The sequence below is a fragment of the Paenibacillus wynnii genome, from assembly GCF_030812855.1.
Lineage (GTDB): Bacteria > Bacillota > Bacilli > Paenibacillales > Paenibacillaceae > Paenibacillus_AQ > Paenibacillus_AQ wynnii_A.
Genome location: NZ_JAUSTK010000013.1, coordinates 39,457 through 57,311, shown reverse-complemented (window position 1 = coordinate 57,311; position 17,855 = coordinate 39,457). Strand labels below are relative to the sequence as shown.

17 protein-coding genes and 4 pseudogenes are annotated in these 17,855 nt (G+C 41.4%); 4 read left to right on the top strand and 17 right to left on the bottom strand.

The annotated features are described in order from the left end of the window. Window positions 1–202: 202 nt before the first annotated feature. The 14 genes and pseudogenes from J2T20_RS14280 to J2T20_RS14215 all read right to left on the bottom strand — a co-directional run bounded on the left by J2T20_RS14280 (window position 203) and on the right by J2T20_RS14215 (window position 9,997). On the bottom strand, window positions 203–1,105 hold the full coding sequence (locus J2T20_RS14280; protein WP_307589412.1) for a PIN domain-containing protein: 903 nt from the start codon (window positions 1,103–1,105) through the stop codon (window positions 203–205). A 267-nt stretch (window positions 1,106–1,372) separates the two neighbouring features. Continuing rightward, a pseudogene (locus tag J2T20_RS14275) lies at window positions 1,373–1,635 on the bottom strand (CPCC family cysteine-rich protein). A 265-nt stretch (window positions 1,636–1,900) separates the two neighbouring features. After that, the gene (locus J2T20_RS14270) at window positions 1,901–2,368 is read right to left on the bottom strand and encodes a GNAT family N-acetyltransferase (protein WP_307589410.1); all 468 of its coding nucleotides are present in this window, start codon (window positions 2,366–2,368) and stop codon (window positions 1,901–1,903) included. A gap of 184 nt (window positions 2,369–2,552) precedes the next feature. Then, a complete protein-coding gene (locus J2T20_RS14265) occupies window positions 2,553–2,879 on the bottom strand; it encodes a DUF2716 domain-containing protein (protein ID WP_307589408.1) in 327 nt (108 codons plus the stop codon). 150 nt (window positions 2,880–3,029) lie between these two features. After that, window positions 3,030–3,878 carry a prephenate dehydratase gene (gene pheA / locus J2T20_RS14260; RefSeq protein WP_307589406.1) on the bottom strand — a complete coding sequence of 283 codons (849 nt, stop codon included), beginning with the start codon at window positions 3,876–3,878 and terminating at the stop codon, window positions 3,030–3,032. A 343-nt stretch (window positions 3,879–4,221) separates the two neighbouring features. Next, the gene (locus tag J2T20_RS14255) at window positions 4,222–4,377 is read right to left on the bottom strand and encodes a hypothetical protein (RefSeq protein ID WP_307589404.1); all 156 of its coding nucleotides are present in this window, start codon (window positions 4,375–4,377) and stop codon (window positions 4,222–4,224) included. Window positions 4,378–4,589: 212 nt separating this feature from the next. Continuing rightward, complete coding sequence (locus tag J2T20_RS14250; RefSeq protein WP_307589402.1) at window positions 4,590–5,033, bottom strand: NUDIX domain-containing protein; 444 nt, start codon at window positions 5,031–5,033, stop codon at window positions 4,590–4,592. Between the two features lie 253 nt (window positions 5,034–5,286). After that, a complete protein-coding gene (locus tag J2T20_RS14245; protein ID WP_307589401.1) occupies window positions 5,287–5,823 on the bottom strand; it encodes a GNAT family N-acetyltransferase in 537 nt (178 codons plus the stop codon). 775 nt (window positions 5,824–6,598) lie between these two features. Continuing rightward, window positions 6,599–7,021 (bottom strand): DUF6398 domain-containing protein, encoded by a 423-nt coding sequence (locus J2T20_RS14240; protein WP_307589399.1) that lies wholly within the window; start codon window positions 7,019–7,021, stop codon window positions 6,599–6,601. Window positions 7,022–7,445: 424 nt separating this feature from the next. Beyond that, window positions 7,446–8,207, bottom strand: a complete 762-nt coding sequence (locus J2T20_RS14235) for a SagB/ThcOx family dehydrogenase (RefSeq protein WP_307589397.1) — start codon at window positions 8,205–8,207, stop codon at window positions 7,446–7,448. 164 nt (window positions 8,208–8,371) lie between these two features. Further along, window positions 8,372–8,449, bottom strand: a pseudogene (locus tag J2T20_RS14230) (helix-turn-helix domain-containing protein); the annotation flags it as partial. A 306-nt stretch (window positions 8,450–8,755) separates the two neighbouring features. Further along, window positions 8,756–9,328, bottom strand: a pseudogene (locus J2T20_RS14225) (cupin domain-containing protein); the annotation flags it as partial. A gap of 188 nt (window positions 9,329–9,516) precedes the next feature. Beyond that, window positions 9,517–9,702 (bottom strand): hypothetical protein, encoded by a 186-nt coding sequence (locus tag J2T20_RS14220; protein WP_307589395.1) that lies wholly within the window; start codon window positions 9,700–9,702, stop codon window positions 9,517–9,519. A gap of 70 nt (window positions 9,703–9,772) precedes the next feature. Then, complete coding sequence (locus tag J2T20_RS14215; protein WP_019908812.1) at window positions 9,773–9,997, bottom strand: helix-turn-helix domain-containing protein; 225 nt, start codon at window positions 9,995–9,997, stop codon at window positions 9,773–9,775. Window positions 9,998–10,334: 337 nt separating this feature from the next. Here J2T20_RS14215 and J2T20_RS14210 point away from each other — a divergent pair, with 337 nt between their 5' ends. Beyond that, window positions 10,335–11,315 (top strand): LacI family DNA-binding transcriptional regulator, encoded by a 981-nt coding sequence (locus J2T20_RS14210; RefSeq protein ID WP_307589373.1) that lies wholly within the window; start codon window positions 10,335–10,337, stop codon window positions 11,313–11,315. 39 nt (window positions 11,316–11,354) lie between these two features. On the opposite strand, the pseudogene J2T20_RS14205 reads toward J2T20_RS14210, so the two are convergent. The 3 genes and pseudogenes from J2T20_RS14205 to J2T20_RS14195 form a co-directional block, all read right to left on the bottom strand. Beyond that, window positions 11,355–11,770, bottom strand: a pseudogene (locus tag J2T20_RS14205) (hypothetical protein). Window positions 11,771–11,784: 14 nt separating this feature from the next. Further along, complete coding sequence (locus tag J2T20_RS14200) at window positions 11,785–12,279, bottom strand: hypothetical protein (protein ID WP_307589371.1); 495 nt, start codon at window positions 12,277–12,279, stop codon at window positions 11,785–11,787. Beyond that, window positions 12,254–12,595, bottom strand: a complete 342-nt coding sequence (locus J2T20_RS14195; RefSeq protein ID WP_307589370.1) for a DUF3231 family protein — start codon at window positions 12,593–12,595, stop codon at window positions 12,254–12,256. The genes J2T20_RS14200 and J2T20_RS14195 overlap by 26 nt, the downstream gene beginning before the upstream one ends. 833 nt (window positions 12,596–13,428) lie before the next feature. Here J2T20_RS14195 and efeO point away from each other — a divergent pair. From efeO to J2T20_RS14180, 3 genes are read left to right on the top strand one after another with little or no spacing between them, the layout of a single operon-like run. Continuing rightward, a complete protein-coding gene (efeO, locus tag J2T20_RS14190; RefSeq protein ID WP_307589367.1) occupies window positions 13,429–14,313 on the top strand; it encodes an iron uptake system protein EfeO in 885 nt (294 codons plus the stop codon). 5 nt (window positions 14,314–14,318) lie between these two features. Next, complete coding sequence (gene efeB, locus J2T20_RS14185; RefSeq protein ID WP_307589366.1) at window positions 14,319–15,659, top strand: iron uptake transporter deferrochelatase/peroxidase subunit; 1,341 nt, start codon at window positions 14,319–14,321, stop codon at window positions 15,657–15,659. Window positions 15,660–15,703: 44 nt separating this feature from the next. Further along, window positions 15,704–17,512: an FTR1 family iron permease gene (locus tag J2T20_RS14180; RefSeq protein WP_307589365.1), complete on the top strand. Its 1,809-nt coding sequence runs from the start codon at window positions 15,704–15,706 to the stop codon at window positions 17,510–17,512. The last annotated feature ends 343 nt before the right edge of the window (window positions 17,513–17,855 follow it).

Below are 17,855 nucleotides of genomic sequence, written 5' to 3'. Positions count from 1 at the left end.
AATTCTCCTTAATCGGTTTTGTATATAGGTTTATATAAGAATTGCAGCTATTTCCTATAACGTTCCCGTATTCACGACGCTTGGCGAATGCCAAGTGTGTTCAGCAGCCCCTGCTTCCCTGAAATTCCTCTGCCGGACCGAGGGCGTATGCCCGATGCGTGAATATGCTGTTAAGCGAGGTCATTGTGATTCTTCTTACAAGTTATTTCTTTTGTTTTTCCATTAAAAACTTTCTTACATACGGTTCTAGCTTGGATCCTTTTATCCCTTGATAAAAGTTATCTAAACCTCTTACAATCACATATAGACTACCAATAATACTTATTACAGTTAACGAATTGATGTTATTCTGATTGTCATTAATTGAAAAGATATACATAGCTCCAACTGTTCCTACACCAGTCTCAACCAGACCATACAGTCCTCTTTGTAAAGATCTAAACCAATACAATAGAATGCCTATAACTGGTAAGGAAGAAGGAATTATAACTTTATAGTTCTTATGTAGCATTGGAAGAAAACTATTTATTATGTATTTAATAATTTTGTCCTGAAAATAAAGAGTAATTCCTGTACAAATAAGTAAAATTAAAAAAGAAACAACCCAGAATCTAATTAATTTTTTTTGTTCACTTCCAATACTTTCGTTTGTTTCAGAAAGATCAGTTGTTACATACTCAGATACTATTCTTGAAAAATCGGAGATCCTTAAAGTTTTTACACCAATGGATTGGCAATATTCCTCTAACTTTCTATCTTCTGTAGCAAGATAAACATCAGAACCTGACTTACCGCTTAATGATTGAGTGTATTGAGCTAATAATAAATCAGTTCGCGACAAAGTATTTGGAGAAGATACTTTCCTTCTATCAATTACTAAATTATCAATTTCAACTTCTTTAATAAACTGCTTGTATCCTGACTCTTCCCATAGATGAATAAGATTTTTAGATATTCTTCCATGATTAGATAATGAGAAAAGTTCTCTGACAACTATATCGGGCACTATTATATCTACCATCGGTGTCCAACGTGTAATACTATTGGGATCTTTTATAATAATATTTGTATCCAGTATTATAGTTTTTCTTTTGTTTTTATTCATGTTTAATCTCCTTGGATGATTTCGCTTAACGTTGTTGTAGTCACGAACCCTTACTGGCTTAAGGGGCGTTAGTCCCGGGTCCGACGGACTTAGACAGTGCAGGGTTGTCTGCTGATCACGCTTCCCCGAAAATCCTCTGCAGACCAAGGGACGAATGGCCCGCAGCGGGAATACTGTGTTATATGAAAGTGCTGACTTCTTCGGTATACATACAAGTCAATTTTCAATCACTTTTATAACCCTTTTTAAAATCTTTGAATAGATGAATTAAATTTTCTTTGGCCCTTCAAATACATCATTTTCATGTGGTTTTCTTACAAATTTATTACATCTCTCTTCACAAGATCCAAATTTAAGAAAATTAGATTGTCCCTCTCTTAATGACACTACATTGGCCCCGCCTGCATATCAGGATCATCAAATTGAACTCCATCATCTTCCCAAAAACAAATCTTACAAATGTCATATGTTCCGGGTGGTTCTTCATCTAGTGTTTTATATCCACAACATGGACAAGTAAATTTGGTCATTAAATCATTTCCTTTCAAGAATTTCAGCACTTTCATATAACGTTGTTGTATTCACGAACCCCTCACTGGCTTAAGGGGCGTTAGCCCGGGGTCCAACGGACTTAGCCAGTGCAGGGTTGTCTGCTGTCTTCGCTTCCTTGAAAAGCCTCTGAAGACCAAGGGACCGTCAGGTCCCGACGCGTGAATACCGTGTTATACGAAGACACCTACTTCATCGAATTTACATTCAAAATCCTTAAAAATCACTTAATAGTTCTTCTAGACCTTATTCCTTTACAATATTCTTTATCATAATTATATCTCTACCAAACTCTTCAGACTCTATCGAGTCTATTGCATGATATCCAAGCTTCTCATAAAATCCTTGTGCAGTAATGCTGCTGGGAAGCTTAAGTGATATAGTCCCAGACTCAAGAGCAATTCGTTCAATAAAATTAATCAGGATTCGTCCGAATCCCTTATTATGATGGTTAATATCAATAAAGACTGTATATATAGTATCTTTATCAAGACTTGCAGTACCGATAATTTTCGTACCTTCAACAACAACATATACTTTTCTAACCTTGGAGATATCAACTATATATTCTGGCGTGAATATTCTACTCATATTATTTATTATCTTTTCTGGATAATCTCGGATGTTTACATTTAATAAATTATCTCTAATAATGTTTGATATTGTTTTGCAATCATCGTTAACAAATTCCCTAATTAATAAATTCGAATTCAATATACTCACCTCTTAAAATTTTTCATCTTGTATGTCCCAATTGTTTAGGTGGTTTCGTATAACATTCCCGTATTCACGACATCCGACGAAGTCGGATGTGTCCGGCTGCTTCTGCTTCTTCGAAACCCTTCTGCCGGACCGAGGGCCGAATGGCCCGATGCACGAATATTATGTTATATGAAGTTCATCTACCTCTTCGAATTATCCCACCCAAAATCTTAGGTTTATGTTTAATAAATTGTTGTATTAGCTCTTCACCAAATATTGTAATGCTATGTTCCCAAGGATGGCCTAAATAACCAAAACTAAAATCTGTCTTTAAGAATAAATAATAATCACCATCAGGATAAAAAGATATTCTTGGAGATACGTCTTGCAAATATGGAGAATAATAAAATGATTCATGCTGCCAATCCTTAGGATATATACTTGGTTTGAATGAAAAGTGTTTATAGAAATTATTCCAAACTATTCTGTATTCATCATCCTGTAATGAAATCCAATTATTCATGGGCTTTACCTCGTATTTATAATGTTTTGGATGAATTTCATATAACGTTGGTGTATCTACGAACCCTCACTGGGTTGTTTGGCTGAATCACTTCCCCGAATTCCCTCGGCCAGACCAAGGGCGTTAGCCCGCAGCGTAGATATGTTGTTATCAGATGTCGTGTGACTTCATTGAGTTACTTTCAAAAGCATTATATCTCCCTATTATTCGAACCTCATGCCCTAAAGTTTCTAATATAGTAACTGCTTTTTTAATCGTCATTTCGCTACAGTGGTTATTTGCTTCTAGAAAAAATCTATAAACTCCTAATTTCCTTGCCGTTGGACGTGATTCAATCCATGACAAATTTATTACAAGAGCGGTAAATACATTCAATATTGAAGATAATATCCCTGGTTGATCTTGACCTGGAGTTATTACAAACATAGTCTTCTTTAAATCTGTATCAGTATTTTTATTATTACTGATAATAATAAATCGTGTCTGATTGTCAGCATTGTCTTGGATATTCCAATCAATTATGTTTAAGTCCAATATATTTGCCAATGACCTTGAACCAATTGCTGCCACATCAATTCTTCCGATATTTTTTAATGTTGCAGCAGCAGAAGCCGAACTATCATACTGTAAGCTCTTAATATTACGTTTTCTTATGTACTTCCTGCATTGAGTTAGTATTGGAGAAATTGACCATACTTCTTTAATTTCAGAAAGATTCGTTCCCTTATTAGCAAGCAGATGTAAGGAAACTGGCAATATGAACTCTCCTTCGATAAACAATTTATCAAAGGAGATTAAAGAGTCAATTGTCATATTAATAGTTCCTTCAATTGTGTTCTCTAGAGGAACAATTGCTTTATCTACTTTATATTCTCCAATTGCTTCAATTACATCTGGAATTGTATCGTACATATAGAATTCTACTTCATCATCATTGAAATATTGTGTAGCCGCTTCTTCTGAAAATGTTCCCTTTGGCCCAAGATATGCAATTTTCATATGTTTCTAACTCCTTGGATTTTATTAATTTGTCTTTCACACGATTTCTGATAACGTTGTTGTATTCACGAACCCGAGAGGCTTAAGGCGCGTAGCGCCGGGTCGAAGACTTAGCCTCGCAGTGGTTATTCACCAGATTCTACTTCCTCGCATCTCTGCTTCGAGCGAATCAAGGAGCGTATGCGACGCAGCGTGAATACGTTGTTATCCGATGCCTCCTGCTTCCTGGTCATACTTACAATTCGTCTTTATGGTACTTTATTATTTTTTCGATTTTCTTTTTAGTCTTTTTCTTTGCCCTTTTCAAGCTATTATTCAAGCTTTATTTTGGCTCTAACTATGATTATATATTTTCTCCATTTTCATCTACTTCTTTACTTCCGCCCCCAAAATACCACTTGTGTTTCTCTACAAATTTTATAAATTCGTCAATAAACAAATCATTATCTTGATAATCATTAATTTCTACTATCCCTTCAATTTTTATATATTTAGACATTTGGTAACCTCCAGTATTCCTTATTCAAGCTCTTAATGGAATTGTATCCCATTCCAAATATTAGGTCCGGGTGGCTCTGCCACTTTGCCGGTTGAATGTGTCCGGTGAATTCATTTCCCCGAAACACCTCTCCCGGTCCGCAACGTTGAATGCGATGTTATCTGATGCCTGAGCCCTCTTCGATCAACGACTTGATCTAATCTTTTTGTCATTTATCTTAGTTTTATATACTCATTAATTGCCCAAGCTTGAAACTCAACATCCATACTTTGTATTGCTTTGTCAGAAGATAGCCACACTAATTCATGATCATCTTCAATCTTTAAGTTATTTAAACCAGTTATTGTTACGAAATAAAAGTGTCCGATAATCTTGAGTGGTTGCTTATCTTTGAATGAAAAAGTATATTGTGCAGCATTCCCTATATAATAACCAACTTCTATATCACATCCAAGTTCTTCAGAACACTCTCTTCTTAAGCACTCTTGATAAGATTCTGCCCCTTCAATTCCTCCGCCAGGTAAAAAAATACGATCTTTTGTCTTAACCACCGCTATTTTATTTTCTTTTTCAATGACCGCATATACTCCCGGTCTATCTCTATATGTAATTCCATCTATATTATCTCCAAATTCAATACCTTGATTGATAATCATATGCTCTCTCCCCCATAAAGTAACTAATATTTTATTCTTTTGTGGTCTACCATTTTTTGCTCAGGTTTCACATAACGGTTCCGTGTTCACGACGTCCCACCACCTTAAGCGAACGTAGTGAGCGGCCGCGATGCGGTTAGGTGGTGCGGATGTGTCCCGGAAATCACTTCTTCAACTTATCTCCCGGGACCGAGGGGGCTTGTCCCCCAATACGTGAACACATTGTTATAGGATGTCAATGCCTTCTATGAATTTACTCCCACAATTCTTTTTCTAGGGTCATTTCTATTCCATTCCAAGACTCACCGGTTAATGATTGGTATACGTTTTGATGTATCTGTCCTTTAATGAAGCCAACTTTCTCATAGCAACGAATCGCTTGCGTATTGATATGAAAGACATTTAGTTTTATTCTTTTCAATGAGAATTCTTCAAATCCTATTCGAACTAATTCTTTTAGTACTGTGGTTCCTATGCCTATACCTCGATATTGTTCTGACTTAATTAAAAATCTACCTACAACTGCTTCACTTTTTATTAGATCCATCCTACATAGCTGGACTGAGCCAATAGTTTCTTGTGTCGAAGTATCAATGATCTTATAAATAAAAACACCGGCATCTATTGCATTGATCCCTTTACTATAATGATCTTCTATTTGTTTGACTGTTAATGGATAGCTATAAGTATTTCCTGCCCACTGATAGATAAAATCTTCGTCGTGAGCATTTACCCATTCTACGATTAGCGAAAAATCGGCTTCTGTTAGTGGTTTTAATTCGATCTTCATTCTGTCAACCCTCACTTAATTGATTTGCATTGATTTCTTATAACGTTGTTGTATTCACGAACCCTCACTGGCTTAAGGGGCGCTAGCCCCGGGTCCGACGGACTTAGTCAGTGCAGGGTTGTCTGCTGATTCCACTTCTCGAAATGCCTCTGCAGACGAAGGGCCGTATGGCCCGCAGCGTGAATACGGTGTTATATGATGGTCCGGACTTCCCGAACTTACTACATTCTTGTTACTGTTATTACTTCTATTTCCTTGTAGTAAAACCTAATATCTTCGGTTTCATAGTCATCGACTTTATAGTTCAAATCAGTCCATCCGTCTTCCTTAAATCAATCACTTCAAAAAATCTCTTCAAAAAATTTATTACGTACTTTAAAGAAGTGAAATTCAATTATGAACTTAAATTTACACCAATTTTCTCAAGCTTTATGACAATGGTTCTCTCGTCACGCATACTCAACTGGATTTGCATCTCATTTCCTCCTCTAGTATATCAACTATTCTAAATACTGGGAATTAAAAAGGAGCCCTCAAGGTTGTTTAACCTCAAAGGGCTCCAATGCTTTTGGAGTCATCTATTAATGTTTGGGGAGTATTCCCACATCAACTACCACATTTTCAATCCTTAGAGCATCAATTCCTATCTGATCCATTACCTTCGTGAATGATGCACTCCTTATTGGACGTGTGATAAACAATGCTACCAGGTTCAGTGCTGAAAAATTCCTTGTTGGCATCCTTCTCAGGAACCTTTTATTATCACAGAAATCTATCAATCTCTCGGGACAATAAATCCATTTACAGAGAATAAATTTATGAACGGATTTTTCTCTTGCATACTCTTGGTTAAAAATTCACTGTCGAAGTGGCTAAGTTTCAACATATCGCGAATCACTTTAGATTTCTGGCTGGTTGTGCTTTGTGCAATACCATAATATCCACAAATGTCACTTACTGATGCATAGGGCTGAGAAGATTTGTCGAAAAGAAAATTAATCGTGCCCAGTGCATGAATGATACCTGCTGCCCAGACCTCCAGCTTCCCAGACATAAAAGGAACCGTCCGTTTGCGCCCTAACTTCTCTACCATTTTAACAGCTACCTGCTCATATTCTTCATCCAGATGCTCGCGGCAAAAGCCTTGCAACAACTCGAGCAGTTTATCTTTTTTCTCCAACATCTTTGGGTCTTTCAATTACATCCCCTCCCTTTTATCCATCAGCGTTTCATAAAGTATCTATTACAATCTGTGAGCCTCTTTTGTATAATTCTACATATTCTTATTTTATCATAAGCGATTTGCGAAATCAGCTTTCCCATGAACTGCCACAACAAAAAACTCCCTTCACCATAAGGTAAAAGAAGGCGATGGGTGGTCCATTCGCGAGTTGATTAGCAATTAAAAATCGCTAGACAGACTGTCCGCAAAATGCTCTAGAAGATGCTGAGATACCGAAATACAATCGTCAGCAGGATCGCACCTGTCCAGTGATGGAAACGACTTACGGCTGCAAGAATCTACGAAAGACTTCTAGACGAATGTGAGCCACAGGACACACGAACCCTAAAATCCCGTGAATTCGATAGGTTGCGAAATTGTAAAGTTGTTAATTTATTAGCTATTCTCGTTTCTTCCCTACTGCACCAAGATAGATAACAAATTCTTCATCACCGTCTAATTCTAAAATCTCATCAATCAACTTTTGATCATAGATTCCAATTGCGCAAGCACCTGCACCGATAGATTCACTGGATAAATAAAGGTTTTGGCATACATGTCCAACATCGATGAGGATTTTTTTGTGAGCTGAAATATCATACTTCCATTCGGAGCGGTATGGTGTTGTACTCCATGCAAACAGTACAGAAGCTTTTTTTGCAAAGTTAGGGACAAATGGCTGATCTAAAGTAATAGCATCAACCTTCTGTTCAATTTTTTCTAATTCAAACATAAATAAGAGCTTATGTTCGACAGGAAGGTATCTGTAGACCCCTTGTTGAATGCCTTCTACTCGCATAATAATTAAATAGGTTTCAAATGTGTGTGTCGCCCCACTGCAGGGTACAGTTCGCAGCGTAAGTCCGTTCTTATTCATACCACTAATCCCTTGGGTAGCCCATAATAAATAGGATAACTCATCCAGACTTAAAGTTTCCTCGGAATAAAACCTTGTACTTCTTCTTTGATTTATACAATCAAAAATGTTTTCTTTACACACAACGTCTTTGCTGACCTTTGGCAAATCAATAATTAGTGATTTCGAATCAAAAGGCTTAACAATTGGCGGTTGTGTAAGTCCTTTGATCTTATCGGTTTTTATATGTTTAAATTCATGGAAATTAGATTTTAGAAAGTGCCTATGTTGTTCGTATCTTGTCATTACAGATCCTCCTGGATTACCTTAATAGCTTTAATTTATCATGTCATAAAAAATAGATTGTGATCTAAATCACTACTCAGTTGTTTGGTGGGTAAACAAAAAACCTCCCCTCACCTCTAAAGGTAAAAGAAGGCTTAAACGCGTCACCTGCGAAGGCACGGCAGCTATATTTTCAGCTCCCCAAGCTTGATCAGCTCGACAACCGCTTGCGAACGGCCTTTAACGTTTAGTTTTTGCATAACACAAGGAGATGTGGCTTGAAATACATTAATAATAAAAGTTCATGTAACCTTAATTGTTGATTCCAAAAAAGCTGATATCCTGACCATATTAATAAAACGGTAACCATCGACGAGAAAGTAAAGTCGTTGACCGCCGCTGTTGTTTGAACTAACGTTCCTATTAGTTGATTAAAGAATCGATTCTATTCTTGAATATACTTTTACTCTATTTCATCATGGTTTTGCTTTGCTGAAGAAGTTTGGATTCTCCTGTACGTTCCCATTCTTCAACTGTTTCATATGCTCTTTCAGGAGAATACCCTTTCCATTGCCATTACCGTAGCCTTCTTCCATAGCCATTGCATCTGCTTTGGTAACATGAACAGTACCAAATGGATGGTTAGGAGGAGCATATATTGAGTAAAGTTTAAGCGGGATTCTACCTGTATTGGTTAAATTATGCCATGTTCCAGCAGGTAGCAGTATTGCAGAATCGTCAAAGACTTCTTTTTGAAAGTTTAGATTCTCTTTACTCTCACCCATTTGAACAATTCCCTGTCCTTGCTCAATACGTAAGAATTGATCAACGTCAGAATGCATTTCCAAACCGATATCTTCTCCAACATTGAGACTCATTAAAGTAACTTGTAAATGTGCTCCTGTCCATAAAGCAGTACGATAGGTATTGTTTTGCTTTGTGGCTTCATTGATATTGACCACAAATGGTTTTGGTCCATAATCTGTTAACAACATATTTTCATTACCGTTGGAAGAGCGAAAAGAATCAAATCGGGTTACATTTTGATTAGGAAAAGTCCAGTACACAGGCTGTCTTCCATAGTTATACATTGGCACATTAACATAATAAGGATATTGATACCTATAAGGAGCATAGTACATTTTTCTCAATCCCTTCAAAGTTTATAAAAATATCATATGCACTGGTTAGGCGAATGTACTTAGTTTCAAGGTGATTATTATTTCCCCCAAATTGATTTGTTCTTCCTTGTTCTGGAATGACTTTGTTAGCTGTGATTGTAGTAGTTGTAGACTCAACGTTGATGACTCGCTTCAACTTCATGCTTACTTCATTTATTACGGCCTAATTCCACTTTTGATGAAGGACTAATCTGCTCGCTGAGCTTCTGGTTCACTGCTGATATAATCTGAAACTTGAGCTCGTCGTTGTCTTTAAATGAATCAAAGCCTTCTTCAATAGAAATCAATCGAATGCCTAACGCATCGACCAATATACGCTTAATGTTCACCTTCACAACAAAAAACCTCCCCTCACCCCTAAAGGTAAAAGAAGGCTTAAACGCGTCACCTGCGAAGGCACGGCAGCTATATTTTCAGCTCCCCAAGCTTGATCAGCTCGACAACCGCTTGCGAACGGCCTTTAACGTTTAGTTTTTGCATAACATTGGAGATGTGGTTGCGAACCGTCTTTTCGCTGATAAATAAGAGACCAGCGATATCGCGTGTCGTTTTGTCCTGCACGAGAAGCTCGAAAACTTCGCGTTCACGATGTGTCAACAAAAATTTGCTGTGATGTTCGTTCCCTTTCAATGGTGTCACCCCTCCTTGCTCGGGTTTGTTTGGTATAACAAGGTAAAGGGATACAGTCAAATCATACTATGTATGGGAGATGTTAATGGTGCTGTGGAAGGGCTAAAATGGGCGATAGCGGATACAAAAATACCGCCTTCGGCGGCGGTGCGGAGGATTAATATATTACCGGTTCGTCACGCCCTTTCGGTCACGCCGATTTTATCCGGTAGAGGTTACAAACCTATTGTAAAGTATGAAATGGATTCCATAGCAAGTCTTTTATTAGGGAATCCGAATCGGGCCGATATGTTAAAATAGGAACAATGATACCACCTCACCGGGAGGCTGCACACCGATGGCAAACATTAAAGAAATCGCTCGAATGTCCGGCGTATCCGTGACTACCGTCTCTCGTGTACTTAACAATCATCCTTATGTAAGCTCGGATAAACGGGCCGCCGTACTCAAAACGATAGAGCAATTGAACTATTCCCGTAATATGAATGCTGTACACTTGATCACTGGGCGTACCAAAGCAATCGCGGTAATTCTGCCTCATATTAATTTTTTTTATTTTTCCGTGATCATGGACGGACTGGCGAAAGAAGCGCTGCTGGCTGAGTACCGACTTATTTTGTGCCAAACGGACTACCGTCCTGAAGAGGAGCTCAAAGTGCTGGACATGCTCCGCAATAAGGAAATTGATGGTGTTGTACTCGTATCCACCGCCTTAGATCCCGCAACGATTGAGGAATATACCGAATATGGACCTATCGTAACCTGCCAGGATAGCGGTAAACGCAGCTTCTCTTCTGTGTATATTGAACACTACTCAGCGTTCCGTCACGGTTTGCAGTACTTGGTAGATAAAGGTTATCGCAATATAGGGTACTGTGAGGGAAGAAGGAATGGCAGCAGCAGCTCTATCAGACAATCTGCATACAATGATTTTTTTACAGAGAGAGGACTTGCTGTTCATAGTGAATGGATGTTATATGATTGTTTGACCGAAGATGACGGAGCGGCTGTACTCCACAGACTGCTGAACATGAAGGAACGGCCTGATGCCCTCATTATTACAGGGGACCATGTTGCTGCGGGTCTCATTATAGAAGCTGGAAAGAACAACATCCGTATTCCTGAGGATTTAGCGATCATCGGGTTCGATAATCAGCCTATCGGCAGACTGCTGGGTCTGACCACTATAGATAATCAACTCTTTGAGATGGGTGCCGCTGCTTTTCGGATTATACTTGGACAGATTAACGGGGACGTTAGCTCCGAGCCCGTATACCAAAAGCTCAATTACCGTATTATAGAGCGCTCCACAGTGTAAAAAAACACCTCAAGGAGCCTGCTATCAGCATGCTCCTCATTAATGCGTCACTTTAATTCCATAATTCAGGGCTTTTCGGGCAATTAAACCCACTAATATCCCCGGAATTGTAAAAGCCATAGGCAACCATACAGGACCAAGCAATACTCCAAAAATCCGAAGAGTGTTGGAATAAATCAATCCAACCGTTACCAAATAAGCACAGGTTACAAAAGGAAGAAAAGCAAAGGTTTCCCCCCCCCTCCCGCATCTCTGAAGGCATCCCATATCGCAAAAAAATAAAGACAGGGATAAAACATCAAGTATTGGTAGTTGGTTTGTTCTATAGCTTTATGGATTTGACCGTGAAAGCTCAAAATGATCACTGTGTTAAAATTCGCCTGAACATCCACCAGGATTTCTAAAATAATAAACGTAATCCCTTTAATATATTTTTGATTCAACAACGACCTGATTTATCCATAATGCATCACATGGAGGAAGGTACTGTCGGATTTTCTTTAGCCATTGGAAGTCTGTCTTCTCCATATTGACCCGATGAAGACGCAACTAATAAAGACATTTTAAACAACATCAGTCTCTCCGAAAATGGAGATTGGAAAATCTCCAAATGTTTTTGATAAATTTCATCACCGCGAACGAAATGTTCTTTTAACTCAGGATTTTTTGTAATTTGAGCAAAGCTTTTTAAAAACGTTTTATGAAATTCAGTGGATCTGAAGTTATATTCCAGCAAGGCAATTTCAATCGCATTAATCGGCCGGCGATCTGCAAACCACCCTGCTAAGAAGCTTTGTTTGCTTACCTTCTCAACATGATTGGGAATGGGGATATGGAGCTCAGCCAGGTGCAGCCCCTTTTTTATTGACAAATCTGATAGTCTGATAAATAGTTCCGTTGTATTTTTTTGACATTCTTGATAATTCAAGCGGATATCTTTACGTACCGAAGTGTTTAAAGCCATTGAATAAACAACTTGTGCAGCTTGCACCAATCCCAATTTGATAAGTAAAGTTATCGGTACAAATTGCCGGTGCCTCTACATCCACATCCGTATTATCGAACTTTTGGGGTAATGGATGGTTAGCATTCTCTAAAAAAGCTTTTGACTTTTCCACTTCAATAGTGGCAATCTCTTCTGCATACTCAAGGATATCGTGTAGTTCTTTATCTTGTGTTTTTCCGGTGAAATACTTGGTAACCCAGACTACCATTGAGTTTGTTAAATATGAATTCCACAGACTGGCTGTCTCCGCTGGCGTTAATCTTTTAATTTCCATTTCTGCAAGGCGGAAAAAAATATCCCTCTCGTATAGGAAAATAAAACTTCATTAAGCCTCTACTTCAGCTTGTAGGACGGGTATCAAAAACCAAAAAACGTATAAAGTAGTAAACCGAAAAACCAATACCAGAATGCCGTATTTCACAGCGCTCTATAGGGTAAAGATCAGGAATATTAGTTTGTTGGGATGGTGAGTTTGGGAGATGGTGAGTTTTAGAGGGATGGTGAGTTAGGTGGGGATATGGGCTCACGCCCGATAAGTTTTAGATGTAGAAAATGCAACTAAAATAGACTTTTAGCCGAATTTCAGAGTTTTAGTTGTAGAAAGTGCAACTAAAAACCCCTTTATATGCCAAAATAGGCTTCTCAGCTGTTTTTAGTTGCACAAAATGCAATTATTTCTCATAGGGTGGCTCCTACGTGCCAAATAACTGCACATCCTGCAATTAAAACACTAACTACCAAAGGTACTCTCCTTACTTCCTACTCCTTGCTCCTTGCTCCTTGCTCCTACTCCTACTCCTACTCCTACTCCTTGCTCCCATCACTTCATTTCTCCAACCCTCATCCGAACATAAATCTCAAAATTAAAATAAATTTCTGCGTGTGGAGCAAAACCTCAATTTGTTTTCTCACTAAACATTGGTATGTTTCCTTATTTATTAAGCATTTACCCCATGTAAGAAGCTTACTTGGAGGATATCTGTCCCTCTGATAACGAATGTGAGAATTATCACATTTTTTTATTGACAGTAAAAGACTAGGCATTTATGATAAATTCAGTTTAATTGATAATCATTATCAACCATACATATAAAAGGGGTGTTTATTTTGAAATTTAGTTATGTTGTTCCCGTAGGTTTGCTAGCGGCATCGATCCTATTTGCAGGTTGTGGCAGCAATGAGAATAACGGCAACACTGCATCTGACAGTAACACTACAGCTGATGCTCAGGTTGCTACAACTGCCCCTGGAACTACAGAAGCTGCAGCTGATTTCACAGCAGCGATCGACAAGTATCGGACTTATGTAATTGAACAATGCGATGCATTTGTAAAGGAAACAGAGAACTTCATCAACGCTGTAAAGGAAGGCAAACTGGAGGAAGCCAAAGCCCTTTACGCACCAGCACGTATGTATTATGAGCGAATCGAGCCGATTGCAGAGGCTTTGGGCGATCTGGATCCGAATATTGATGCCCGAGAGAATGATGTAGATGCGACCGAATGGCGGGGGTTCCACCGGATTGAGAAATCACTTTGGGTGGAAAAAACAACAAAAGGGATGGAAACTACAGCCGACATTTTATTAAAGGATGCTCAGCTGCTTCGGGCGAAAGTTGAAACGGCAGATATTGACGCGAACCTACTTGTAACCGGCGCTGTGGAGCTGCTGAATGAAGTATCCTCCTCCAAGGTAACAGGTGAAGAGGAACGTTATTCCCACACAGATCTGTACGATTTTGTTGCTAATGTTGAAGGTGCCGAAAAAATATACGAGCTGCTTAAACCCGAACTGGCCAAAATTGATCCGACACTTGAGCAAACAATCGGTGAAAGATTTGCTGCTTTGAAGACTGAACTTGCACCGTTCAAAGTTGGGGAAGGATACGTTTCCTATGAAGAGCTGAAAGAAGAAGAAGTGCGCAAATTGAGCCAGAGCCTGGATGCATTGGCCGAGCCTTTATCCAATATGGGAACTATTTTAGGAGTGTGATCGGCATGAAAGATAAAAACCCGTCAAACCCAGGGCCAAGTTCACCTGAACTAAATAGCAAAGAAAATGATTCTTCGACTGGATTTACAGGCAAAAAAGTAAGCCGCCGCGATATGCTGCGGCTTACTGGTGTTGGTGGACTAGGTCTCCTGCTAGGGGGAGGCGGTATTGGAAGTATTATTGCTGCAAGAAGCGCAGCAGCACCAAACCGTGCAGTCCAAGCCTCTGCGGCGCTTGCCGATTCCATCCCATTCTTCGGTGAGCATCAGGCAGGAATTCTTACTCCTGCACAAAATTTCTTATGTTTTGCAGCCTTTGATTTAACAACCACCAACCTTTCGGATGTTAAGAAGCTCTTCCAGGCGTGGACAACTACTGCAGCCTCCCTCACATCTGGCCAACTAATAGGAAACGTAAATGACAACCCCAATCTTCCGCCCACTGACACAGGTGAAGCAGATGGATTATCTCCTTCCCGCTGTACACTTACCTTCGGAGTTGGCCCGTCCTTTTTTGACGGGAGATTAGGTTTAGGCTCACAGCGGCCTGCTTCATTCCAGGACCTTCCGGTATTCACTGGAGACAATCTCGAACCTCAGTGGTGTGGAGGAGACCTCTGTGTGCAAGCCTGCGCCGATGATATGCAAGTGGCCTTTCATGCTATTCGCAATCTGGCGAGGATTGCCCGTGGGACGGCTGTTCTACGTTGGACACAGGAGGGTTTCCAGCGTTCAAGCGGAGCGGACCCTAAGGGAGCAACCCCACGGAACCTGCTTGGCTTCAAAGATGGGACAGGAAATCCGGATGTCACTGATCGTAAAGAGATGGACACAGTGGTATGGAATAATAGCGGGGATGGCCCTTCTTGGATGAATGGCGGCACCTATATGGCTGTACGCCGTGTAATGCTTCGTATCGAGGTGTGGGACCGTTCAAACTTGAGTGATCAGGAAGCGACCTTCGGACGGCACCGCCAAACCGGTGCTCCGATCGGAGCCAAGGATGAGTTCGATGATCTTGATTTGAAAGCAACTGACGCATCGGGGAAACTTATTATCCCAGAAAACTCTCATTCAGCACTTGCACATGGAGATGGTACTGTTAAAATGCTGCGTCGATCCTACTCCTATTCAAGCGGTATGAATCTTAAGACCGGGCAGTTGGACGCCGGACTTCTTTTTATAAGCTTCCAGCGCGATCTGGTTAAGCAGTTCGTATCCATTCAACAGCGCCTATCTAAAATCGATAAGCTGAACGAGTATATGACCCACACGGGCAGCGCTGTTTTTGCCTGTTTCCCGGGGACCCGAAAAGGCGGTTATATCGGCCAATCTTTGCTGGGTTAATGGCTACACCCGTAACATGCTTATTATTGAAGGAGGATTACCGGATGCTACACAATAGATTTCGTACACTGAAAGCTACAGTGCTGCTTGGTTTTCTGTGCGCGCTTCTGCTGTGCGCGCCAGTGCTTGCGGCGGAGGGAGCGGGCCGGCATGATGAGCTGCTGCCGCCTCTTGGCAGCGCGCTCGTGGAAGCCGGCCAGGGCCAGTGGGACGCCGCAGCAGCGGATGTAGAGACGTTCGCGGCGCTATGGCGCGCCGCGCAGGCTGGCACTCCGGACCCGGCACTCGCCGGTCCGGCTGCTGCCGTTGACGCCGCGCTCGCAGACGCGGCGGCCAAGCTTGCGGCGGGCGGCGATACGCCAGCGCCCGCCAAGTCCGCGCTGTCCACGCTCGCCAGAGCCGTGGACGCGTACGTCAGCGCCGCCTCCGGCACGGGCGGCGAAGGCAAGGGCGGTGCCGCCGGCCGTGAAACGGCGGCGCAGCTGCTGCCCGCGGTGGAACGCACGCGGGATGCGGTGCTTCGCGCCGATTGGGCGGCGGCAAAAGAGGCATACAGCGCCATTGTAGATGGCTGGAAGCCTGCCGAAAGCGCCATCCGCCAAGACAATTCCGCCATCTACGGCCAGCTGGAGACGAAGCTGAGCCTGTTGCGCATTGCGCTGCAGGCAGAGCCGCTCCGCGAGGATTCGGCGAAGTCTGAAGCCGAGGCGCTATATACACTGCTTGCTGACTACAGCACAGGTAAAATCAACCAAACAAACCCAACGACGGTCGGTGAATCCGCTTCAATAGAAGGACTAATCCGTTACCTGAAGGATGCACGTTCCGATGCGGCTAACGGTGACAGCGCGACAGCAGCAGGGGTTATGGGGCAATTCATTATCGCCTGGCCTTCTGCCGAAGGACAGGTTCAAATTGCTTCCCCTACGGTCTATAACAATATCGAAAACGAGAGTGCAGCCGTCAGCGGTTACCTATTATCTGATCCGCCGAAACTGGATCAAGCCTTGGCTGCTCTAGATAATATGCTCTCAGAATTAACACCTCTGGCTGGGGAGTCCAGCTATACAGCTTGGGATGCCGCACTTATTCTGCTGCGTGAGGGATTGGAAGCTATCCTCGTATTGGCTGCCCTCCTCGCTTATCTGAAGCGGAACGATAGCCGCAATGCTCAAAAATGGGTATGGTCCGGTGCGGCTTCCGGTCTAATTGGAAGTATCGTACTCGCCGTTGTTCTAACCTACAGCATCTCACGTGCGGCCTCCGGTGGAGCACGAGAAATGATTGAGGGGATTACAGGTCTAGTTGCTGTTGTTATGATGCTGACCATCGGTCGCTGGCTGCATGAAAAGTCGAATACAGCCGCATGGAACAGCTATGTTGGACGAAAGGTCGATGGAGCTTTAGCCAAGGGCAGTCTATGGTCATTATTCTCTATCTCTGCCTTAGCTATTTTACGCGAGGGAGCCGAGACGACAATTTTTTACGTCGGAATGGCCCCTTCTATTGAAACCTCACAGCTTCTGCTTGGCATTGCAGGCGCACTTTTTGTTCTTATCATTATGGGCTATGCCATTATTGCGCTTAGTGCGCGGCTCCCGATTGCAGCATTCTTCCGTACGGCTACAGTTCTGATTTACTACTTAGTATTTCGTTTTCTGGGTGAAAGCCTTCACTCTCTGCAAGTCGCTGGTAAATTACCGGCACATGTGCAGAACGGTTGGCCTTCAGTAAGCTGGCTTGGGTTGTATCCTACTCTGGAAACTGTGCTCCCTCAGCTGCTACTGCTGCTTTTCATTGGCTGGGAGCTGCTGCGTCGAAAAACCTCCGGCAAATCACAAACAGTTCATTAAAAGTAAATCCATCATTTAAGGCAAGTGTCCCGTCCTAGGATACTTGTCTTTTTTTAGCTTGAACTGGGGAATTCTATAATTCTGCACAATATGCAGGATTTCATCCGTATTCAGCTCCATTCTCTCTATATTCCTGCACTATATGCAGGATTTCACCCTTATACAGCCCCATTCACTCTATATTCCTGCACTATTTGCATGATTTCACCCGTTTCCAGCCCCATTCTCTCTATATTCCTGCACTATATGCAGGATTTCACCCGTTTCCAGCCCCATTCTCTCTATATTCCTGCACTATGTGCAGGATTTCATACGTATCCAGCTCCATTCTCACTAAATTCCT

Excerpts from the sequence above, each read along its gene's own strand:
- J2T20_RS14200 (WP_307589371.1), bottom strand. The coding sequence starts at position 12,279 with ATGGCTTTAAACACTTCGGTACGTAAAGATATCCGCTTGAATTATCAA.
- pheA (WP_307589406.1), bottom strand. The coding sequence starts at position 3,878 with ATGAAAATTGCATATCTTGGGCCAAAGGGAACATTTTCAGAAGAAGCG.
- efeB (WP_307589366.1), top strand. The coding sequence starts at position 14,319 with ATGAAAGATAAAAACCCGTCAAACCCAGGGCCAAGTTCACCTGAACTA.
- J2T20_RS14280 (WP_307589412.1), bottom strand. The coding sequence starts at position 1,105 with ATGAATAAAAACAAAAGAAAAACTATAATACTGGATACAAATATTATT.
- J2T20_RS14210 (WP_307589373.1), top strand. The coding sequence starts at position 10,335 with ATGGCAAACATTAAAGAAATCGCTCGAATGTCCGGCGTATCCGTGACT.
- J2T20_RS14255 (WP_307589404.1), bottom strand. The coding sequence starts at position 4,377 with ATGTCTAAATATATAAAAATTGAAGGGATAGTAGAAATTAATGATTAT.
- J2T20_RS14195 (WP_307589370.1), bottom strand. The coding sequence starts at position 12,595 with ATGGAAATTAAAAGATTAACGCCAGCGGAGACAGCCAGTCTGTGGAAT.
- J2T20_RS14250 (WP_307589402.1), bottom strand. The coding sequence starts at position 5,033 with ATGATTATCAATCAAGGTATTGAATTTGGAGATAATATAGATGGAATT.
- J2T20_RS14180 (WP_307589365.1), top strand. The coding sequence starts at position 15,704 with ATGCTACACAATAGATTTCGTACACTGAAAGCTACAGTGCTGCTTGGT.
- J2T20_RS14235 (WP_307589397.1), bottom strand. The coding sequence starts at position 8,207 with ATGACAAGATACGAACAACATAGGCACTTTCTAAAATCTAATTTCCAT.
- J2T20_RS14245 (WP_307589401.1), bottom strand. The coding sequence starts at position 5,823 with ATGAAGATCGAATTAAAACCACTAACAGAAGCCGATTTTTCGCTAATC.
- J2T20_RS14265 (WP_307589408.1), bottom strand. The coding sequence starts at position 2,879 with ATGAATAATTGGATTTCATTACAGGATGATGAATACAGAATAGTTTGG.